The organism is Streptomyces kronopolitis, assembly GCF_014646275.1.
Taxonomy (GTDB): domain Bacteria; phylum Actinomycetota; class Actinomycetes; order Streptomycetales; family Streptomycetaceae; genus Streptomyces; species Streptomyces kronopolitis.
In genome coordinates this window covers 23,621-39,945 of record NZ_BMND01000046.1, presented here as the reverse complement: position 1 = coordinate 39,945, position 16,325 = coordinate 23,621, and the positions used below count along the sequence as shown (strand labels likewise).

Annotated in this window: 16 protein-coding genes; 10 read left to right on the top strand and 6 right to left on the bottom strand. The window is 73.0% G+C overall.

What is annotated here, in order from left to right; genetic code table 11:
- On the top strand, window positions 1–966 hold a 966-nt coding region (locus IEY78_RS30555), incomplete at its 5' end, for a helix-turn-helix domain-containing protein (protein WP_189103822.1).
- Between the two features lie 143 nt (window positions 967–1,109).
- A complete protein-coding gene (locus tag IEY78_RS30550; protein WP_229700269.1) occupies window positions 1,110–1,574 on the top strand; it encodes a hypothetical protein in 465 nt (154 codons plus the stop codon).
- A 103-nt stretch (window positions 1,575–1,677) separates the two neighbouring features.
- On the opposite strand, the gene speB is transcribed toward IEY78_RS30550, so the two are convergent.
- Window positions 1,678–2,652 (bottom strand): agmatinase, encoded by a 975-nt coding sequence (speB, locus tag IEY78_RS30545; RefSeq protein ID WP_189103820.1) that lies wholly within the window; start codon window positions 2,650–2,652, stop codon window positions 1,678–1,680.
- Between the two features lie 236 nt (window positions 2,653–2,888).
- Here speB and IEY78_RS30540 point away from each other — a divergent pair, with 236 nt between their 5' ends.
- Entirely contained in the window at window positions 2,889–3,686 is a 798-nt protein-coding gene (locus tag IEY78_RS30540; protein ID WP_189103818.1) for a phosphatase, read from the top strand.
- A gap of 82 nt (window positions 3,687–3,768) precedes the next feature.
- On the opposite strand, the gene IEY78_RS30535 is transcribed toward IEY78_RS30540, so the two are convergent.
- Window positions 3,769–4,941, bottom strand: a complete 1,173-nt coding sequence (locus IEY78_RS30535; RefSeq protein WP_189103817.1) for a methyltransferase domain-containing protein — start codon at window positions 4,939–4,941, stop codon at window positions 3,769–3,771.
- Entirely contained in the window at window positions 4,938–5,360 is a 423-nt protein-coding gene (locus tag IEY78_RS35065) for a hypothetical protein (protein WP_308426955.1), read from the bottom strand. The genes IEY78_RS30535 and IEY78_RS35065 overlap by 4 nt, the downstream gene beginning before the upstream one ends.
- Window positions 5,361–5,581: 221 nt before the next feature.
- Here IEY78_RS35065 and IEY78_RS30525 point away from each other — a divergent pair, with 221 nt between their 5' ends.
- Entirely contained in the window at window positions 5,582–6,124 is a 543-nt protein-coding gene (locus tag IEY78_RS30525; protein ID WP_189103815.1) for a UTRA domain-containing protein, read from the top strand.
- Window positions 6,121–6,900: a GntR family transcriptional regulator gene (locus IEY78_RS30520; RefSeq protein WP_189103813.1), complete on the top strand. Its 780-nt coding sequence runs from the start codon at window positions 6,121–6,123 to the stop codon at window positions 6,898–6,900. Before IEY78_RS30525 ends, IEY78_RS30520 begins: the two co-directional genes overlap by 4 nt.
- A gap of 36 nt (window positions 6,901–6,936) precedes the next feature.
- On the opposite strand, the gene IEY78_RS30515 is transcribed toward IEY78_RS30520, so the two are convergent.
- On the bottom strand, window positions 6,937–7,851 hold the full coding sequence (locus tag IEY78_RS30515; RefSeq protein WP_189103811.1) for an acyl-CoA thioesterase: 915 nt from the start codon (window positions 7,849–7,851) through the stop codon (window positions 6,937–6,939).
- Between the two features lie 20 nt (window positions 7,852–7,871).
- Entirely contained in the window at window positions 7,872–9,029 is a 1,158-nt protein-coding gene (locus IEY78_RS30510; RefSeq protein ID WP_189103809.1) for an acyl-CoA dehydrogenase family protein, read from the bottom strand.
- 382 nt (window positions 9,030–9,411) lie between these two features.
- Here IEY78_RS30510 and IEY78_RS30505 point away from each other — a divergent pair, with 382 nt between their 5' ends.
- Complete coding sequence (locus IEY78_RS30505) at window positions 9,412–9,591, top strand: hypothetical protein (RefSeq protein ID WP_189103807.1); 180 nt, start codon at window positions 9,412–9,414, stop codon at window positions 9,589–9,591.
- 161 nt (window positions 9,592–9,752) lie between these two features.
- Here the strand turns inward: IEY78_RS30505 and IEY78_RS30500 are convergent, their stop codons facing one another.
- Window positions 9,753–10,412 carry an SACE_7040 family transcriptional regulator gene (locus IEY78_RS30500; RefSeq protein ID WP_189103805.1) on the bottom strand — a complete coding sequence of 220 codons (660 nt, stop codon included), beginning with the start codon at window positions 10,410–10,412 and terminating at the stop codon, window positions 9,753–9,755.
- A gap of 134 nt (window positions 10,413–10,546) precedes the next feature.
- On the opposite strand from IEY78_RS30500, the gene IEY78_RS30495 reads away from it, so the two are divergent.
- From IEY78_RS30495 to IEY78_RS30480, 4 genes are read left to right on the top strand one after another with little or no spacing between them, the layout of a single operon-like run.
- The gene (locus IEY78_RS30495; protein ID WP_189103803.1) at window positions 10,547–12,178 is read left to right on the top strand and encodes a carboxyl transferase domain-containing protein; all 1,632 of its coding nucleotides are present in this window, start codon (window positions 10,547–10,549) and stop codon (window positions 12,176–12,178) included.
- Window positions 12,179–12,195: 17 nt separating this feature from the next.
- Window positions 12,196–14,202 (top strand): ATP-binding protein, encoded by a 2,007-nt coding sequence (locus tag IEY78_RS30490; protein ID WP_189103802.1) that lies wholly within the window; start codon window positions 12,196–12,198, stop codon window positions 14,200–14,202.
- Window positions 14,199–15,140, top strand: coding sequence for a hydroxymethylglutaryl-CoA lyase (locus tag IEY78_RS30485; protein WP_189103800.1), 942 nt, complete (start codon window positions 14,199–14,201; stop codon window positions 15,138–15,140). Before IEY78_RS30490 ends, IEY78_RS30485 begins: the two co-directional genes overlap by 4 nt.
- A gap of 5 nt (window positions 15,141–15,145) precedes the next feature.
- Entirely contained in the window at window positions 15,146–16,300 is a 1,155-nt protein-coding gene (locus tag IEY78_RS30480) for an acyl-CoA dehydrogenase family protein (protein WP_189103798.1), read from the top strand.
- Window positions 16,301–16,325 lie beyond the last annotated feature (25 nt).

Here is a 16,325-nt window from a genome sequence, read left to right as displayed (position 1 = left end):
GGGTCGCCGCCCTGCGCCGCCGTGCGGGCCGCGGCCGGGCGCCTCGCGGAGGTCGTCGGCGACGGCGGCCCGTCCTCGGCGACCGACGCCCTCCCCGGCGCCTCGCTGTCCGCCTACGCGCTGACGGGGCGCGGCCACGGCCCGCAGGCGCTCGCCCTGGTCGTGGCCGCGGAGGCGCACGACCGGCCCGCGCACACCATCGCCGGCGTCGCCGCCGTGCTCCTGTCCCTGATCACCGGCCCGGCCACCGAGCCCGGTCCGGCCGCCGCCGGGCACTGCGCGGCCCTGGTCCGGCTGCTGCTCGGCGGCCGGCCGGACGCGGTCGCCCCGCTGCTCGGACCTCAGTCGTGGTCCGTCGTCCACGCCGAACGCCGCCGGGACACCACCCGGCCGGCGGCCGCCCTGGCCGCCGCGCTCGGCACCCCGCTGCTGGACCCGGGCCCGGAGCGGCCGGCGGCCCCCAGCGCGTCACCGGCCGCCCCGGACGCGGCGTCCGCCGTCCGCGCCCTGGTCCCCGCCGAGCGGGAGATCACCGCGCAGCCCGGCTGGACGCTCGGCGTCAGCGCCCCCGTCCCGGTCGCCGAACTGCCCGCCGCGGACCGGCATGCCGCCGCCGCCCTGCGCCGCGCCCTCGCCACCCGCGCCGCCCTGGTGCGCCAGCGCTCCCCCGGCCCGCACGCCATCACCTCGCTCGTCGCCCCCGACGACGCCCGCCGGCACGCCCGCGCCCTGCTCGCCCCGCTGGACGGCGCCCCGCAGCTCCGCCTCACCCTCCACAACTGGCTTGCCCTGCACGGAAGTTGGGACCGCACGGCGACCGCGCTCGGCATCCACCGCAACACCGTCCGCCAGCGCGTCGCCCGCATCGCCGCCCTGCTCGACACCGACCTCGACGACCCCGACGTGCGCATGGAACTCTGGTTCGCCCTGCGCGCCCTCGACCGGGAGGCCCCGCCGGACCGATGAGGGAGACGGCCGGCGGCCCCGGCGCACCGTGCCCGCGCCCGGCCCGCGCCGGTCAACTCCCTTCAGCGCCCCGGCCGTCCCCGGCTAGACTCGGCTGTGCCGCGGACCGTGCGCCGCAGACCGTGCGGCGCCGGACGGGAGCCGTGCGGGACGACCGCGGGGCGCCCCGGCGCGACAGCGGCACACAGGACACCGCGGACGAGGAACGGGGAACCGCCATGGCAGGGGACGGGCTGAAGGCCGACATTCCGTCACTGAGGACCGGTGGCAAGGACTTCACCGGCGTCGGGGAGCGCTACCAGTCCGCGGTGGAGAAGCTGAAGAACGGGCTCACCGGCCTGGAGGGGCAGGACACCCCGCCCTGGGGCGACGACCAGATCGGCGAGAAGTTCGGCGTGGTCTACGAGGGCCTGCGCGACGGCATGTACGAGTCGATGGGGCATCTGGCCGCCAAGCTCCAGGAGATCGGCGGCGCCCTGAAGACCATGGCCGACAACCACCAGGCCGACGAGGACTTCAACGAGTCCCTGATGAAGCAGCACGTCGCCAACGCCGAGGCGGAGGGGCAGCGGATCGCCACCATGCGGTCGCCCCACATCCAGCTCTGAGCCCTCCGTGCGCGGGCACCGGCCCCGCACACGGGCACCGGCCCGCCACGTCCTCCGTGGCGGGCCGGCTCCACGACCACCGGGCGCGGGACGGCGCGGGGACCTACTCCCCGCCCCTCCCCGCGGCGATCTGCCGCGACATGATCGTCGTCAGCTCGTACGCCGTGTGCGAGGCGGCCACGCAGGTGATCTCCGCGTGGTCGTAGGCCGGGGCGACCTCCACCACGTCGGCCGAGACCAGGTTGCAGGAGGACAGCCCGCGCACGATCTCCAGCAGCTCGCGGGAGGTGAGGCCGCCGGCCTCGGGGGTGCCGGTGCCGGGCGCGTGCGCCGGGTCCAGCACGTCGATGTCGATGGAGATGTACAGCGGACGGTCGCCGATGCGCTGGCGCAGCTGGTCGGCGACCTCGTCGACGCCGCGGCGCATGACATCCGCCGACGTGACGATGCCGAAGCCCATCTTCTCGTCGTCGTCGAGGTCCTTCTTCCCGTACAGCGGGCCGCGGGTGCCGACGTGGGAGAGCGCGGAGGTGTCGAGGATGCCTTCCTCGACGGCCCGGCGGAACGGGGTGCCGTGGGTGTACTCGGCCCCGAAGTAGGTGTCCCAGGTGTCCAGATGGGCGTCGAAGTGCAGCAGCGCGACCGGGCCGTGCTTCTTGGCGACCGACCGCAGGAGCGGCAGGGCGATGGTGTGGTCGCCGCCGAGGGTCATCATCCGGGCGCCGGAGGCGAGCAGGTCGTCGGCGGCGGCCTCGACGGTCTCCACGGCCTCGTTGATGTTGAACGGGTTCGCGGCGATGTCCCCGGCGTCGGCGACCTGCGCGAGCGCGAACGGCGAGGCGTCCTGGGCCGGGTTGTAGGGCCGCAGCAGACGGGACGCCTCACGGATGGCGTTGCCGCCGAAGCGGGCGCCGGGGCGGTAGGAGACGCCGGTGTCGAAGGGGACGCCGACGACGGCCACGTCGGCCCGGCCGCCGACCTCGTCGAGGCGGGGCAGCCGCGCGAACGTCGCGGGCCCGGCGTAGCGCGGGACACGGGAGGAATCGACGGGGCCGACGGGCCCGGTGGAGGAGGTCATGAGGCTGAGAGTAGGGAGCACCGGACGATCACCCCATGGACATTTGCGGCGCCCGGGCCGACCCGGTTGGACATTCTGTCCAGCCACCCCGAACGTGCTCCCACCCGCGCCGACGAGCCGATGACCTGCGACTCCTCCACCGCACACCATGACGGCTCCCCACCGCTCCTCCCCTCCCCGTGTCCGGGCCGCGGGACCGTCCGGCCCCGGATCACCCCTACGGGCACAATGGCGCTATGCCGATAGCCTCCGCAGCCACCGCCCCCACGCGCGCCGAACTCGTCGATCACCTCGTACGGACCCGGATCGCCGGTGAGGTCGCCACCCCCCGCGAGAACAACCTCTCCCACTACCGCCGGCTCGCCAACGGTGACCGCCACTACTGGTTCGGCCTGGAATTCGGCGACCGGTGGACGGACGAGCAGGACATCCTGGCCGTGATGGCGGAGCGCTGCGGCGTGAACGACGACCCGCACCACCGGCAGGGCCAGGACACCATCGACCCGGAGCTGACGGTCGACGCCCTGGACCGGGCGGCCGCGCTGCTGCGCAAGGCGGCGGCCGGCAAGCAGCGGGTGCTGTTCGCGACCGGCCACCCGGGCGGCCTGCTGGACGTGCACCGCGCGACGGCCGAGGCCCTGCGCGCGGCGGGCTGCGAGATCGTCGTCATCCCCGACGGCCTGCGGGCGGACGACGGCATGGTCTTCCAGTTCGGCGACGTCGCGATGCTGGAGCGCGGCGCCACCCTGTGGCACACCCACTCCCCCGAGCCGATGGCCGCCATCCTGGACGGCCTGGAGCGCGACGGCCGCCCCCTGCCGGACCTGGTCATGGCCGACCACGGCTGGGCCGGCTGCGCCGCCCAGCGCGGCCTCGACGCGATCGGCTTCGCCGACTCCAACGACCCCGCCCTCTTCCTCGCCGAATCCGAGGGCACCCTCCGCACCACCATCCCCCTCGACGACCACGTCCTGAGCCCCCGGCACTACGACCCGCTGACCGCTTATCTGCTGGATGCGGCGGGGGTGAGCTGAAGCGCACGGGCGGTGCGTCGGCCGGCGGGAGCATGCGGAAGCCCCGCCCCTCGCGCCACGGCGCCCCGACCGGGCCGCTTTCTCATATCGCCCAGGAGTCGGCCGGGTCATCCAGCCACACCCGTTGCCCCTCCGCGCTGACGGTGAGACCGAACCGGGTGTGGCTCGGCTCGCCCCGGCCGACCCACCACCGGAGGGCTGCCTCCACTTCGTCCCACAGGCGACGCGGCCCCGACTGATGGACCACAGCCCCCGGTTCGCCGCCGCGGACATCAGCGGCGGCCCATGACCGGCTCGTCAGGTCGAAGAACCACGCCCGCGCGGTGCCCTCGTCCGACCTGTTGAGGACATGGGCACAGTCCGGCACACGCAGCCCGATGACGAACCGCACGGGGTCGTAGCGATCCCCCAGGTCCGTCAGGGCGACCGTCGTCGTGGAGACATCGGCGTCACCCGGAAAGTCGGGGACGTGCCCGCTGAACCGGTTCCAGTCCAGGCGCTGCTCCCGAAGCTTCATGAACTCGACCATGCGCAGGAACGGGCCCGACGCGGAGCCGTCCTCCCGCACGGTCAACCGGACAAGTGCGTCCTGGTCGCTGTAGTGGGTGCCCCAGGGGGCGAGGATGACCCCACCCGGCCGTGACTGCTCCCACCAGCACGGCGCGACCGCTCGCACCCCCGCCGTGACGATCACCCGGTCATACGGCGCCCCGTCCGGCCACCCGTCCCCACCGTCCCCGTGAACCGTCACGGGGTGGAGCCCGGCGCGCAGCAACGCTCCTCGTGCCCGCTCGCGCACCGCCTCGTCGATCTCGACGCTGACCACGTTTGCGCCGCCCAGCCGGTGAGCGAGGAGGCCGGCGTTCCAGCCCGTGCCGGTGCCGACTTCGAGCACCCGCATGCCCTCGCTCACGTCCAGGTCACGCAGCATCGCCGCCACGACTGACGGCATGCTCGCCGAACTGGTCGGCACGGTTCCGGGCTCGCTCCCCGTGTGCCGCCCGTCGTCCCACTGCGTGACAAGTGGGACGTTCGCGTACGCGGCCAGCTCCCACGCCACGGGGTCATCGCTCCGGGAGACAGGCGCACTCCGGCCGGTCGCCATGTCGTGCGCCCAGAGGAGATCCGGCAGGAACAGCGACCGTGGAACGGCCCGGAACACCTCCGCCCAATCGGGCGTCAGGTCCCCCGCTTCGAGGAGGTCCCGCGCCAGCTCCTCACCGGCGCGGGACCCCTGCCGAGAGTCGCGCCTCACTTGCGGTGCGTCCCGTCGCCGGGCGGCATCTCACCGTCCGGGGGCGGCGGCGGAGGCGGCGTCCACGGCTGACCGGGGTGCCCGTCCCCGCCCTCTCCTCCCCCTTGCTGCCCGCCCTCGGCGGCGGTGATGTCCTGCGTGCGCATCCCGCCTCTGCTCTCCGCGACGCGACGTACGTCCCGCAAGGCGGAGCTCAACTGCTCTCTGAGGAACCGGAGTTGCCGATCCGTCGCCCTACTGCCCCCGAGCAGATCGGCCGCGTGATCGAGCAGCCCGTCCGCCATGTCGAGTTGCACGTCCTCGATACGGTCCGCGACCCGGGAGAGGCCGCCCTCCCCTCCACCGTCGCTCACGAGGAAGCAGGTCTTCCCGTCAGGACTCACCCATGGCAGCAGGCGCGTGGTCCGCGACTCGCTCATCGCGACGCCACCTCCACCCACAGGATGCGAACACGAGGACATCGACGTTGCCGCGAAAGGCATACGGACACGGGGAACCACCGCCTTGCTCCTTGGTTGCACCAACACGCAGACCGTATCGCTATTCACGAAAAGCAGCAAGGTAGCCCCGAGGTGGCCGTCCGCAGGAGTCGCATACCGTGTAGGCAAAGGGTTGAGATCACCTGTCGCCAGGAGGACGCGTGGGTACCAGCGAGTGGGTCAGCACCTCGATGCCGTATCTGACGCCCCGCGAGCAGGGGCAGCCTGATGCTTGGGGTGCGGAGGCCGCCGCCCGTGGCCGCCGCGGCAGCCAACGCATCGTGCGCGCAGGGGAGATCGCGGCACTGCCCGAGGTCGCGGAACTGCTGGGCATCGCGGAGGGCGAGAACGTCGTCGTACGCCGGCGCGTGATGTATGTCGACGACGCGCCCTGCGAACTGACCGACACCTACTACCCCGTCCACATCGCACGAGGGACCCGGCTGGCCGAGACCGCCAGGATTCCCGGCGGCGCGATCTCGCTCCTCGCCGGCCTCGGGTACGTCGGCGCCCGGGTCCAGGAGGACGTCGTCGCACGGATGCCCAGCCGCGAGGAACGCGAGGCGCTGCGGACCGGTGACGACGAACCGGTGCTCCAGCTGACACGGCTCACGCTCGACGCGCACGACCGGCCGATCCAGGTCGACAGGATGGCGATGCCCGGACGCCACCAGCGGCTGCGCTACGAGATCAAGATCGGATGACTGTGCCGAGAACCGAAGACGACGCGTACGACCGCCGCTCGCTGCACGAACGGATCGCCGCCGACCTGCGCGAGGAGATCATGAGCGGTGACCTGGAACCGGGCGCGAAGCTGCCGTCCACGACGTACCTCAAGGCACGGTTCGATGCTTCCGGCGCCACCGTGCAGAAGGCGCTCCAACTGCTCAAGGACGAACGCCTGGTCGTGGGTCGCGCCGGAGCGGCGGTGACGGTGCGGGAACACCGGCAGCAGACCATGCGGCCCGCGTCCTTCATGACACCTGCCGGGCCCGGCGAGCAGTACCGCTGGCTCACCGAGGCGGCGAAGCGCGGCGGCCGGGCGCGCAGCGAGCTGCTGGAGGTCGCCGAGGTCACGCCGCCCGGCGACGCCGCGGAGGCCCTGGGACTCCCGGACGGCGGAACGGCACTGCTCCGGCGCCAGATCCTGCTGATCGACGACGAACCGGTCGAACTGGTCAAGTCCTACTACCCGTTGGACATCGCCCGCGGTACCGCGATGACGGAACGCCGCCGGATCAAGGGCGGTACGCCCGCTCTCCTGGCCGAGCTGGGTCACCCGCCCCGCCGCAGCGTCGACCGGGTCTCCGCCCGCGTCCCCACGCAGGAGCAGTACGAGGCCCTCCGCCTTCCCGGCAGCCTGCCCGTCCTGCGGACCCTGCGAGTGGTCTACACGGACGGCGAACGGCCCATCGAGGTCACCATCATGGCCAAGGCGGGCCATCTCCATGAACTCCAATACGAGTTCACGCCGGAGTGAGGCCCGCGGCGACCTGCGCGTGCACGGCGAGGACGGCTACTTCCGCGGCACCCGGATGACCCCCTCCTGGATCACCGAGACCGCCAGCGCCCCGTCCGCCGTGAAGATGCGGCCCTTGCCGAGGCCGCGGCCGGACTGGGCGGTGGGGGATTCCTGGTCGTAGAGGAGCCAGTCGTCGGCGCGCAGGGGGCGGTGGAACCACATGGCGTGGTCGAGGCTGGCGCCGACCACGTCGCCGACCGCCCAGCCGCCGCGGCCGTGGGCGAGCAGGATCGAGTCCAGCAGGGTCATGTCGGAGACGTAGGTGACCAGGCAGATGTCGAGCAGGGGGCGGGTGACGGTGTCGCCGCAGTCGGCGCCGTCGGCGAGGGCCTTGTCCAGGTCGCCGTTGGTGCGGAACCACACCTGCGAGCGGGGCTCGCGGGGCTCGCCGACGGTGGCGTAGGGCGGCTCGTCGACGTAGCGCAGGTCGATCGCGGCGCGGGCCTCCAGCAGCCGGTCGGCGACGGCCGGGGTGAGGTACCGGCCGGCGTGCCGCGGCAGGATCTCGGCGGGGCTGGGCAGGGTCAGCGGGTCCGGCGCGGCCGGCATCGGCTCCTGGTGCTCCAGGCCCTCCTCGTGGGTCTGGAAGGAGGCCGAGAGGTGGAAGATCGGCTGACCGTGCTGGACGGCGACGACCCGGCGGGTGGTGAAGGACCGGCCGTCGCGGATCCGGTCGACGGTGTAGACGATGGGTGCGCCGGGGTCGCCGGGGCGCAGGAAGTAGGCGTGCAGGGAGTGCGGGGGGCGGTCGGCGGGGACCGTCCGCCCGGCCGCGACCAGCGCCTGGGCGGCGACCTGGCCGCCGAAGACGCGGGGCACGACCGAGGCGCGGCTCTCGCCGCGGAAGATGTCCTGCTCGATCCGCTCCAGGGCGAGCAGATCGAGCAGGGACCGCAGTGCGTCGTTCACGTGCGCGGAGACCTGACGGCCTAGAGGCCCATGGACTTGGCGATGATCATCTTCATGACCTCGCTGGTGCCGCCGTAGATGCGGTTGACGCGGTTGTCGGCGTACAGGCGGGCGATCGGGTACTCGTTCATGAAGCCGTAACCGCCGTGCAGCTGAAGGCACTTGTCGATCACGCGGTGCGCGACCTCGGTGCAGAACAGCTTGGCGGAGGCGGCCTCGGCCGGGCTCAGCTCACCGGCGTCCAGGGCCTCCAGCGCGCGGTCGGCGACGGCCTCGGCCGCGTCCACCTCGGCCTGGCAGGCGGCCAGTTCGAACTTGGTGTTCTGGAAGGCGGCGACGGGCTTGCCGAAGACCGTGCGCTCCTGCACGTACTCCTTGGCGAACCGGACGGCGGCCTTGGCCTGGGCGTAGGCGCCGAACGCGATGCCCCAGCGCTCGGAGGCGAGGTTCAGGCCCAGGTAGCCGAAGCCCTTGTTCTCCTCGCCCAGCAGGTCCTCGACCGGGACCTTGACGTCGACGAAGGCCAGCTCGGCGGTGTCGGAGATCTTCAGGCCGAGCTTGTCCAGCTTGCGGCCGACGGAGTAGCCCTCGGACTTGGTGTCCACGGCGAAGAGCGAGATGCCGAAGCGGCGGTCGTCCTCGCGGGGCGCGGCGGTGCGGGCGCAGACGATGACGCGGTCGGCGTGCACACCGCCGGTGATGAAGGTCTTGGCGCCGTTGAGGACGTAGTGCGTGCCGTCGTCCGACAGCTTCGCGGTGGTCTTCATGCCGGCGACGTCGGAGCCGGTGCCCGGCTCGGTCATCGCCAGCGCCCACATCTCCTCGCCGGTGACGAACTTCGGCAGGAAGCGCTTCTTCTGCTCGTCGGTGGCGAGCATCTCGATGTAGGGCAGACCGAGCAGCACATGCACGCCGGAGCCGCCGAAGGAGACGCCCGCGCGGGAGGTCTCCTCGTACATCACGGCCTCGAACTTGTGCGACTCGATGCCGGCGCCGCCGTACTCCTCGGGGACGCGGATACCGAAGATCCCCAGCTCACCGAGCTTGTAGTAGAAGTCACGGGGCGCCTGGCCGGCGGCGAGCCACTCGTCGTGCACGGGCACGACCTCGGCCTCGATGAAGGCGCGTATGGTCTCGCGGAACGCCTCGTGGTCCTCGTTGAACACCGTCCGCTTCACTTGCGGCCTCCCTGCCCTGAGTCACTCTGAATCGCACTGGCTAAGCGCTTGCTCAGTCGCAGGTTACCCGCCAGTCACCATGGACGTCCAGAGCCCCCCGCGGCGCTTTTGCGGCCGCCGTCGCGAGCGGTGGGTACCGTCCCCAGACCCTTCGCGCCGCGCGCGCAAACAATTCGGCATCCGGCGCCCATTTCCCGCTGATGCCGTGGCCATTTCCGGCGGGACGGTTCAGCATCAACACATGGGGGATCTAGCGGCAGTTGTGGAAGTCCAGGTCACACCGCCACTCGTCGCGGCGTGGCTCCTTCGCCCGATGACGCATCCCGTCATCGAGATCGACGGAAAGGAATACGCCGCGACATGGGGCAGGTCGCGAGTGGCTGTGACTCCTGGCACACACCGCATCGCCGTCTTCTTCCGCTACCGCGGGCAGAGGAGCGCGCGGCTCGCGGAGGCGAGCAGGGAGTTCTCGACGGCCGAGGCGCCCTCGGTCGTGCGCCTCACGGCCCGCCTCGGCCCGCGCAACGGCAGCGGATTCCGGTTCGAGGATTCGAGGAGTTGAAGCATCCGTGACGCGGACGCGTGGAGGGGCGCGGCCGGGCGGCATGGGACGAGCGGCGGCGGCGAGGGAGAGCCCGCCCGGAAGCGGGCCCGCGATGCATCGGGCGGCCGGGTAGCGGCCGGGTGGACGTCAGCGGGTCGGCCCGCGGACCGGCCCCCGTCCTACGCGCCCGACGCCGCCGCGGATGCCGACGCCGACGCCGCCATCGACTCGCCCTCCGCGGCCTCCCGCGCCACCGCGCCGAACGCTCCCAGCGCCAGCCCGTGCAGCAGCTCCGCCATCTCGGTGCGCCCGGGGAGGGCGCCGGGGCGGCCCAGGTGCGGGGTGGAGTTGAGCAGGCCGAAGACGGCGTGCACGGCGGCGCGGGCGCGGGACTCGGAGGGGCCGGGGTGCACCTCGCGGACCACGTCCACCCACAGCTCCACATACTGCCGCTGGAGCTGGCGGACCCGCTTGCGGTCGGCCTCGCGCAGCCGGTCCAGCTCGCGGTCGTGCAGGGTGATCAGCGGGCGGTCGTCCAGCGCGAAGTCGATATGGCCGTCGATCAGCGCGCGCAGCACCGCCTCGGGGCTCTCGCCGCCCTCCGCGATCCGCATCCGGCCGCCGGCGAGCAGCCGCTCGCTGATGCCGACCAGCAGCTCGGCCAGCATGGCGTCCTTGCCGGCGAAGTGCCGGTAGAGGCCGGGGCCCGAGATGCCCACGGCGGCCCCTATCTCGTCCACGCCCACGCCGTGGAAGCCGCGCTCCGCGAAGAGCCGGGCCGCCTCCCGGAGGATCTGCTCACGGCGGCTGATCTGGGCGGGGGCCTGCGCATCACTCATGCTGTCGATTGTAGACAGCCGGGTTAGCACTCGTTAACCTGAAGGGGATGTGGTTAACGCCCATTAACCCGGATGGCCCGGCCGCCGCCGACCGCGGCACCGGGACCGGCGATCGAGCAAGGGGGCTCGTACTGATGGAGCAGGCACCGGTGCTGGGGAGCACCGCCGATCCGGCGTCCGACTCCTGGCGTGCCAACGAGGCCGCGCACCGCGAGCTGGCCGGGCAGCTGCGCGAGAAGCTCGCGGCGGCCCGGCTGGGCGGCGGTGAGAAGGCCCGGGCGCGGCACACCGCGCGCGGCAAGCTGCTGCCGCGCGACCGGGTGGACGCCCTGCTGGACCCCGGCTCGCCGTTCCTGGAGCTGGCGCCGCTGGCCGCGGAGGGGATGTACGGCGGGGCCGCGCCGGCCGCGGGGGTGATCGCCGGCATCGGCCGGGTCTCCGGCCGCGAGACGGTGATCGTCGCCAACGACGCCACGGTCAAGGGCGGCACGTATTACCCGATGACGGTCAAGAAGCACCTGCGGGCGCAGGAGATCGCCCTGGAGAACCGCCTGCCCTGCCTGTATCTCGTGGACTCCGGCGGCGCCTTCCTGCCGATGCAGGACGAGGTCTTCCCCGACCGGGAGCACTTCGGGCGGATCTTCTACAACCAGGCGCGGATGTCGGGGGCGGGGATTCCGCAGATCGCCGCCGTGCTGGGGTCGTGCACGGCCGGCGGTGCGTATGTGCCCGCGATGAGCGACGAGGCCGTGATCGTCCGCAACCAGGGGACGATCTTCCTGGGCGGGCCGCCGCTGGTGAAGGCCGCCACCGGCGAGGTCGTCACCGCCGAGGAGCTGGGCGGCGGCGAGGTGCACTCCAGGACCTCCGGCGTCACCGACCATCTCGCCGAGGACGACGCGCACGCGCTGCGCCTGGTGCGCACCATCGTCGGCACCCTCGGCGAGCGCGCGCCGCTCCCCTGGACCGTGCGGACCGTCGAGGAGCCCAAGGCCGACCCGTCCGGGCTCTACGGCATGGTCCCCGCCGACTCCCGTACGCCCTACGACGTCCGGGAGGTGATCGCCCGCCTCGTGGACGGCTCGCGCTTCGCGGAGTTCAAGGCGGAGTACGGCACGACGCTGGTCACCGGCTTCGCCCACCTCCACGGCCACCCGGTCGGCATCGTCGCCAACAACGGCATCCTGTTCTCCGAATCCGCCCAGAAGGGCGCCCACTTCATCGAGCTGTGCGACCAGCGCGGCATCCCGCTGCTGTTCCTGCAGAACATCTCCGGCTTCATGGTGGGGCGTTCGTACGAGGCCGGCGGCATCGCCAAGCACGGCGCGAAGATGGTGACGGCGGTGGCCTGCACCCGCGTGCCCAAGCTGACGGTCGTCATCGGCGGCTCCTACGGGGCGGGCAACTACTCCATGTGCGGCCGGGCCTACTCGCCCCGCTTCCTGTGGATGTGGCCGAACGCCAAGATCTCGGTGATGGGCGGCGAACAGGCCGCCTCCGTCCTCGCCACCGTCAAGCGCGACCAGCTGGAGGCGCGCGGCGAGGAGTGGAGCGCCGAGGAGGAGGACGCCTTCAAGGCGCCGGTCCGCGCGCAGTACGAGACCCAGGGCAGCGCCTACTACGCGACCGCGCGGCTGTGGGACGACGGCGTGATCGACCCGCTGGAGACCCGGCAGGTGCTGGGCCTGGCGCTGACCGCCTGTGCCAACGCGCCGCTCCCCGAAAAGGACAGCACCGCGCCCGGCTACGGCGTCTTCCGGATGTGAGAGGGATGTCCCCAGGTATGGCCACCAATTTCGACACCGTGCTCATCGCCAACCGCGGCGAGATCGCGGTCCGCGTCATCCGCACCCTGCGCGCCCTCGGCATCCGCTCGGTCGCGGTGTTCAGCGACGCGGACGCCGACGCCCGGCACGTCCGGGAGGCCGACACGGCCGTGCGGCTCGGCCCGGCCGCGGCCGCCGAGAGCTATCTGTCCGTGGAGCGGCTGCTGGACGCGGCCGCCCGCAGCGGCGCGCAGGCCGTCCACCCCGGCTACGGCTTCCTCGCCGAGAACGCCGCGTTCGCCCGGGCCTGCGCGGACGCCAGGCTGGTCTTCATCGGCCCGTCCGCCGAGGCCATCGAGCTGATGGGCGACAAGATCCGGGCCAAGGAGACGGTGCGCCAGGCCGGCGTCCCGGTCGTCCCCGGCTCCTCGGGCAGCGGTCTGGACGACGCCCAACTGGCCGCAGCGGCCCGGGAGATCGGCATGCCGGTGCTGCTCAAGCCGTCCGCGGGCGGCGGCGGCAAGGGCATGCGGCTGGTCCGCGAGGAGGCGCTGCTGGCCGACGAGATCGCGTCCGCGCGCCGCGAGGCCCGCTCCTCGTTCGGCGACGACACCCTGCTCGTCGAGCGCTGGATCGACCGGCCCCGGCACATCGAGATCCAGGTCCTGGCCGACGGCCACGGCCATGTCATCCACCTCGGCGAGCGCGAGTGCTCCCTCCAGCGCCGCCACCAGAAGGTCATCGAGGAGGCCCCCTCGGTGCTGCTGGACGAGGCCACCCGCGCCGCGATGGGCGAGGCGGCCGTCCAGGCGGCCCGCTCCTGCGGCTACCGCGGCGCCGGCACCGTCGAGTTCATCGTCCCGGGCAAGGACCCCTCCTCCTACTACTTCATGGAGATGAACACCCGCCTCCAGGTGGAGCACCCGGTCACCGAGCTGGTCACGGGGCTGGACCTGGTGGAGTGGCAGCTGCGGGTCGCGGCCGGCGAGCATCTCCCGTACGCCCAGGAGGACATCAGCCTGACCGGGCACGCCATCGAGGCCCGGATCTGCGCCGAGGACCCGGCCCGCGACTTCCTGCCGACCGGCGGCACGGTCCTGGCCCTCCACGAGGTGCAGGGCGAGGGCACGCGCACCGACTCCGGGCTGCTGGCCGGCGTGGAGGTCGGCAGCCGCTACGACCCGATGCTGTCCAAGGTCATCGCCCACGGCCCGGACCGGGCGAGCGCCCTGCGCCGGCTGCGGGCCGCGCTGGCCGACACCGTGACCCTCGGGGTGACCACGAACGCCGGGTTCCTGCGCCGGCTGCTGGCCCACCCGGACGTGGTCTCCGGCGAGCTGGACACCGGGCTGGTGGAGCGGGAGGCGGCCGGGCTGGTCGCCGGCCCGGTGCCGGACGAGGTGTACGCGGCGGCCGCCGCGGTGCGCCAGGCCGCGCTGGAGCCGGCCGCGGACGGCGGCTGGCGCGACCCGTTCGCCGCGCCCAGCGGCTTCCGGCTCGGCGGGGAGCCCGCCCCGGTCCGCCACTGGCTGCGGGTGCCGGGCCAGGACCCCGTCGCCCGCGACGTCCGGCCGGACGCACCGGCCGCGCGGGTCACCGCGGACCGGGTGCGGGTCACCGTCGACGGGGTGGTGCACAGCTTCCACCGCGCCGGCGACTGGCTCGGCAGGGACGGCGACTCCTGGCAGGTGACCGACCACGACCCGGTGGCGGCGGCGCTGCGCGGCGCCGCCGGGGCGCACGGCGCGGACACCCTGGCGGCCCCCATGCCGGGCACCGTCACCGTCGTCAAGGTCGCCGTCGGCGACGAGGTGGCCGCCGGCCAGGGCCTGCTGGTCGTGGAGGCGATGAAGATGGAGCACGTCATCTCCGCACCGCACGCCGGAACCGTCACCGAACTCGACGTCAGCGCGGGCTCGACCGTCGCCATGGACCAGATCCTGGCCGTGATCGCCCCGCACGAGGAGCCCGACGGGTCCGCCGCGCCGGCGGGCGCTCCCAAGGGCGAGGAGGGCACCTCATGACCGCGGCCGGACTGCCGATGGAGGTCCCCGCCGAGGGGCTGCCCACCCGCGTACGGATCCACGAGGTCGGCGCGCGCGACGGCCTGCAGAACGAGCGGACCGTGGTGCCCACGGAGGTCAAGGCGGAGTTCATCCACCGCCTCGCCGACGCGGGCCTGCCGCTCGTCGAGGCCACCAGCTTCGTGCACCCCAAGTGGGTGCCCCAGCTCGCCGACGCCGAGCGGCTCTTCCCGCTGCTGGCCGACCTCGATCCGCACCGCCTCCCGGTGCTGGTGCCCAACGAACGCGGCCTGGACCGCGCGCTGGAGCTGGGCGCCCGCCGGATCGCGGTGTTCGGCAGCGCCACCGAGTCGTTCGCCAAGGCCAACCTCAACCGCACGGTCGACGAGGCGCTGGCGATGTTCGCCCCGGTCGTCGCCCGGGCCAAGGACGCCGGGGTGCACGTCCGCGGCTACCTCTCGATGTGCTTCGGCGACCCCTGGGAGGGCCCGGTGCCCGTCGCGCAGACCGTCCGGGTCTGCCGGGAACTGCTCGACCTGGGCTGTGACGAGCTGAGCCTGGGCGACACCATCGGCGTGGCCACCCCGGGCCATGTGCAGCACCTGCTCGCCGCCCTCAACGAGGCCGGCGTGCCCACCTCCCGCCTGGGCGTCCACTTCCACGACACCTACGGGCAGGCCCTCGCCAACACCTTCGCCGCGCTCCAGCACGGCATCACCACCATCGACGCCTCGGCGGGCGGCCTCGGCGGCTGCCCGTACGCCAAGAGCGCCACCGGCAACCTCGCCACCGAAGACCTGGTGTGGATGCTGCACGGCCTCGGCATCGAGACCGGCGTCGACCTCGGCCGGCTGACCGCCACCAGCGAGTGGATGGCCGAGGCCCTCGGGCGGCCGAGCCCCTCACGTACCCTCCGCGCCCTCTCCCACAAGGAGTGACCCCCATGTCCCTGGACCACCGCCTCCCCGCCGAGCTGGAAGAACTCCGGCGCACGGTCGAGGCGTTCGCGCACGACGTCGTCGCCCCGAAGATCGGCGAGTACTACGAGCGGCACGCGTTCCCGTACGAGATCGTGCAGGAGATGGGCCGGATGGGCCTGTTCGGCCTGCCGTTCCCCGAGGAGTACGGCGGCATGGGCGGCGACTACCTCGCGCTCGGCATCGCCCTGGAGGAGCTGGCCCGGGTCGACTCCTCGGTGGCCATCACCCTGGAGGCGGGCGTCTCGCTGGGCGCCATGCCGGTCTACCACTTCGGCACGGAGGAGCAGAAGCGCGAGTGGCTGCCCAAGCTGTGCGGCGGTGAGGTGCTGGGCGCCTTCGGCCTCACCGAGCCGGACGGCGGCTCCGACGCCGGCGCGACGCGGACCACCGCGGTGCGCGACGGCGGGGACTGGGTGATCAACGGCAGCAAGTGCTTCATCACCAACTCCGGTACGGACATCACCGGCCTGGTCACGGTCACCGCCGTCACCGGCCGCAAGGACGACGGCTCCCCGCTGATCTCCTCGATCATCGTCCCGTCCGGCACCCCCGGCTTCACCGTCGGCGCCCCGTACTCCAAGGTCGGCTGGAACGCCTCGGACACCCGCGAGCTGTCCTTCTCCGACGTCCGGGTCCCGGCGGCCAACCTGCTGGGCGAGGAGGGCCGCGGCTACGCCCAGTTCCTGCGCATCCTCGACGAGGGCCGGATCGCCATCGCGGCGCTCGCCACCGGCCTCGCCCAGGGCTGCGTGGACGAGTCGGTGCGCTACGCCAAGGAGCGCAAGGCCTTCGGCCGGCCGATCGGCAGCAACCAGGCGATCCAGTTCAAGCTCGCCGACATGGAGATGCGCGCCCACACCTCCCGGCTGTCCTGGCGCCACGCCGCCTCCCGGCTGGTGCACGGCGAGCCGTTCAAGAAGGAGGCCGCGCTCGCCAAGCTCTACTCGTCCGAGATCGCGGTGGACAACGCCCGCGAGGCGACCCAGATCCACGGCGGGTACGGCTTCATGAACGAGTACCCGGTCGCCCGGATGTGGCGGGACGCCAAGATCCTGGAGATCGGCGAGGGCACCAGCGAGGTCCAGCGGATGCTGATCGCCCGGGAGCTGGGCGTCTGACGAGGCGAGCCGGGCGTCCGCGGGC

Excerpts from the sequence above, each read along its gene's own strand:
- speB (WP_189103820.1), bottom strand. The coding sequence starts at position 2,652 with ATGACCTCCTCCACCGGGCCCGTCGGCCCCGTCGATTCCTCCCGTGTC.
- IEY78_RS30540 (WP_189103818.1), top strand. The coding sequence starts at position 2,889 with ATGCCGATAGCCTCCGCAGCCACCGCCCCCACGCGCGCCGAACTCGTC.
- IEY78_RS35065 (WP_308426955.1), bottom strand. The coding sequence starts at position 5,360 with ATGAGCGAGTCGCGGACCACGCGCCTGCTGCCATGGGTGAGTCCTGAC.
- IEY78_RS30520 (WP_189103813.1), top strand. The coding sequence starts at position 6,121 with ATGACTGTGCCGAGAACCGAAGACGACGCGTACGACCGCCGCTCGCTG.
- IEY78_RS30500 (WP_189103805.1), bottom strand. The coding sequence starts at position 10,412 with ATGAGTGATGCGCAGGCCCCCGCCCAGATCAGCCGCCGTGAGCAGATC.
- IEY78_RS30495 (WP_189103803.1), top strand. The coding sequence starts at position 10,547 with ATGGAGCAGGCACCGGTGCTGGGGAGCACCGCCGATCCGGCGTCCGAC.
- IEY78_RS30490 (WP_189103802.1), top strand. The coding sequence starts at position 12,196 with ATGGCCACCAATTTCGACACCGTGCTCATCGCCAACCGCGGCGAGATC.
- IEY78_RS30485 (WP_189103800.1), top strand. The coding sequence starts at position 14,199 with ATGACCGCGGCCGGACTGCCGATGGAGGTCCCCGCCGAGGGGCTGCCC.
- IEY78_RS30480 (WP_189103798.1), top strand. The coding sequence starts at position 15,146 with ATGTCCCTGGACCACCGCCTCCCCGCCGAGCTGGAAGAACTCCGGCGC.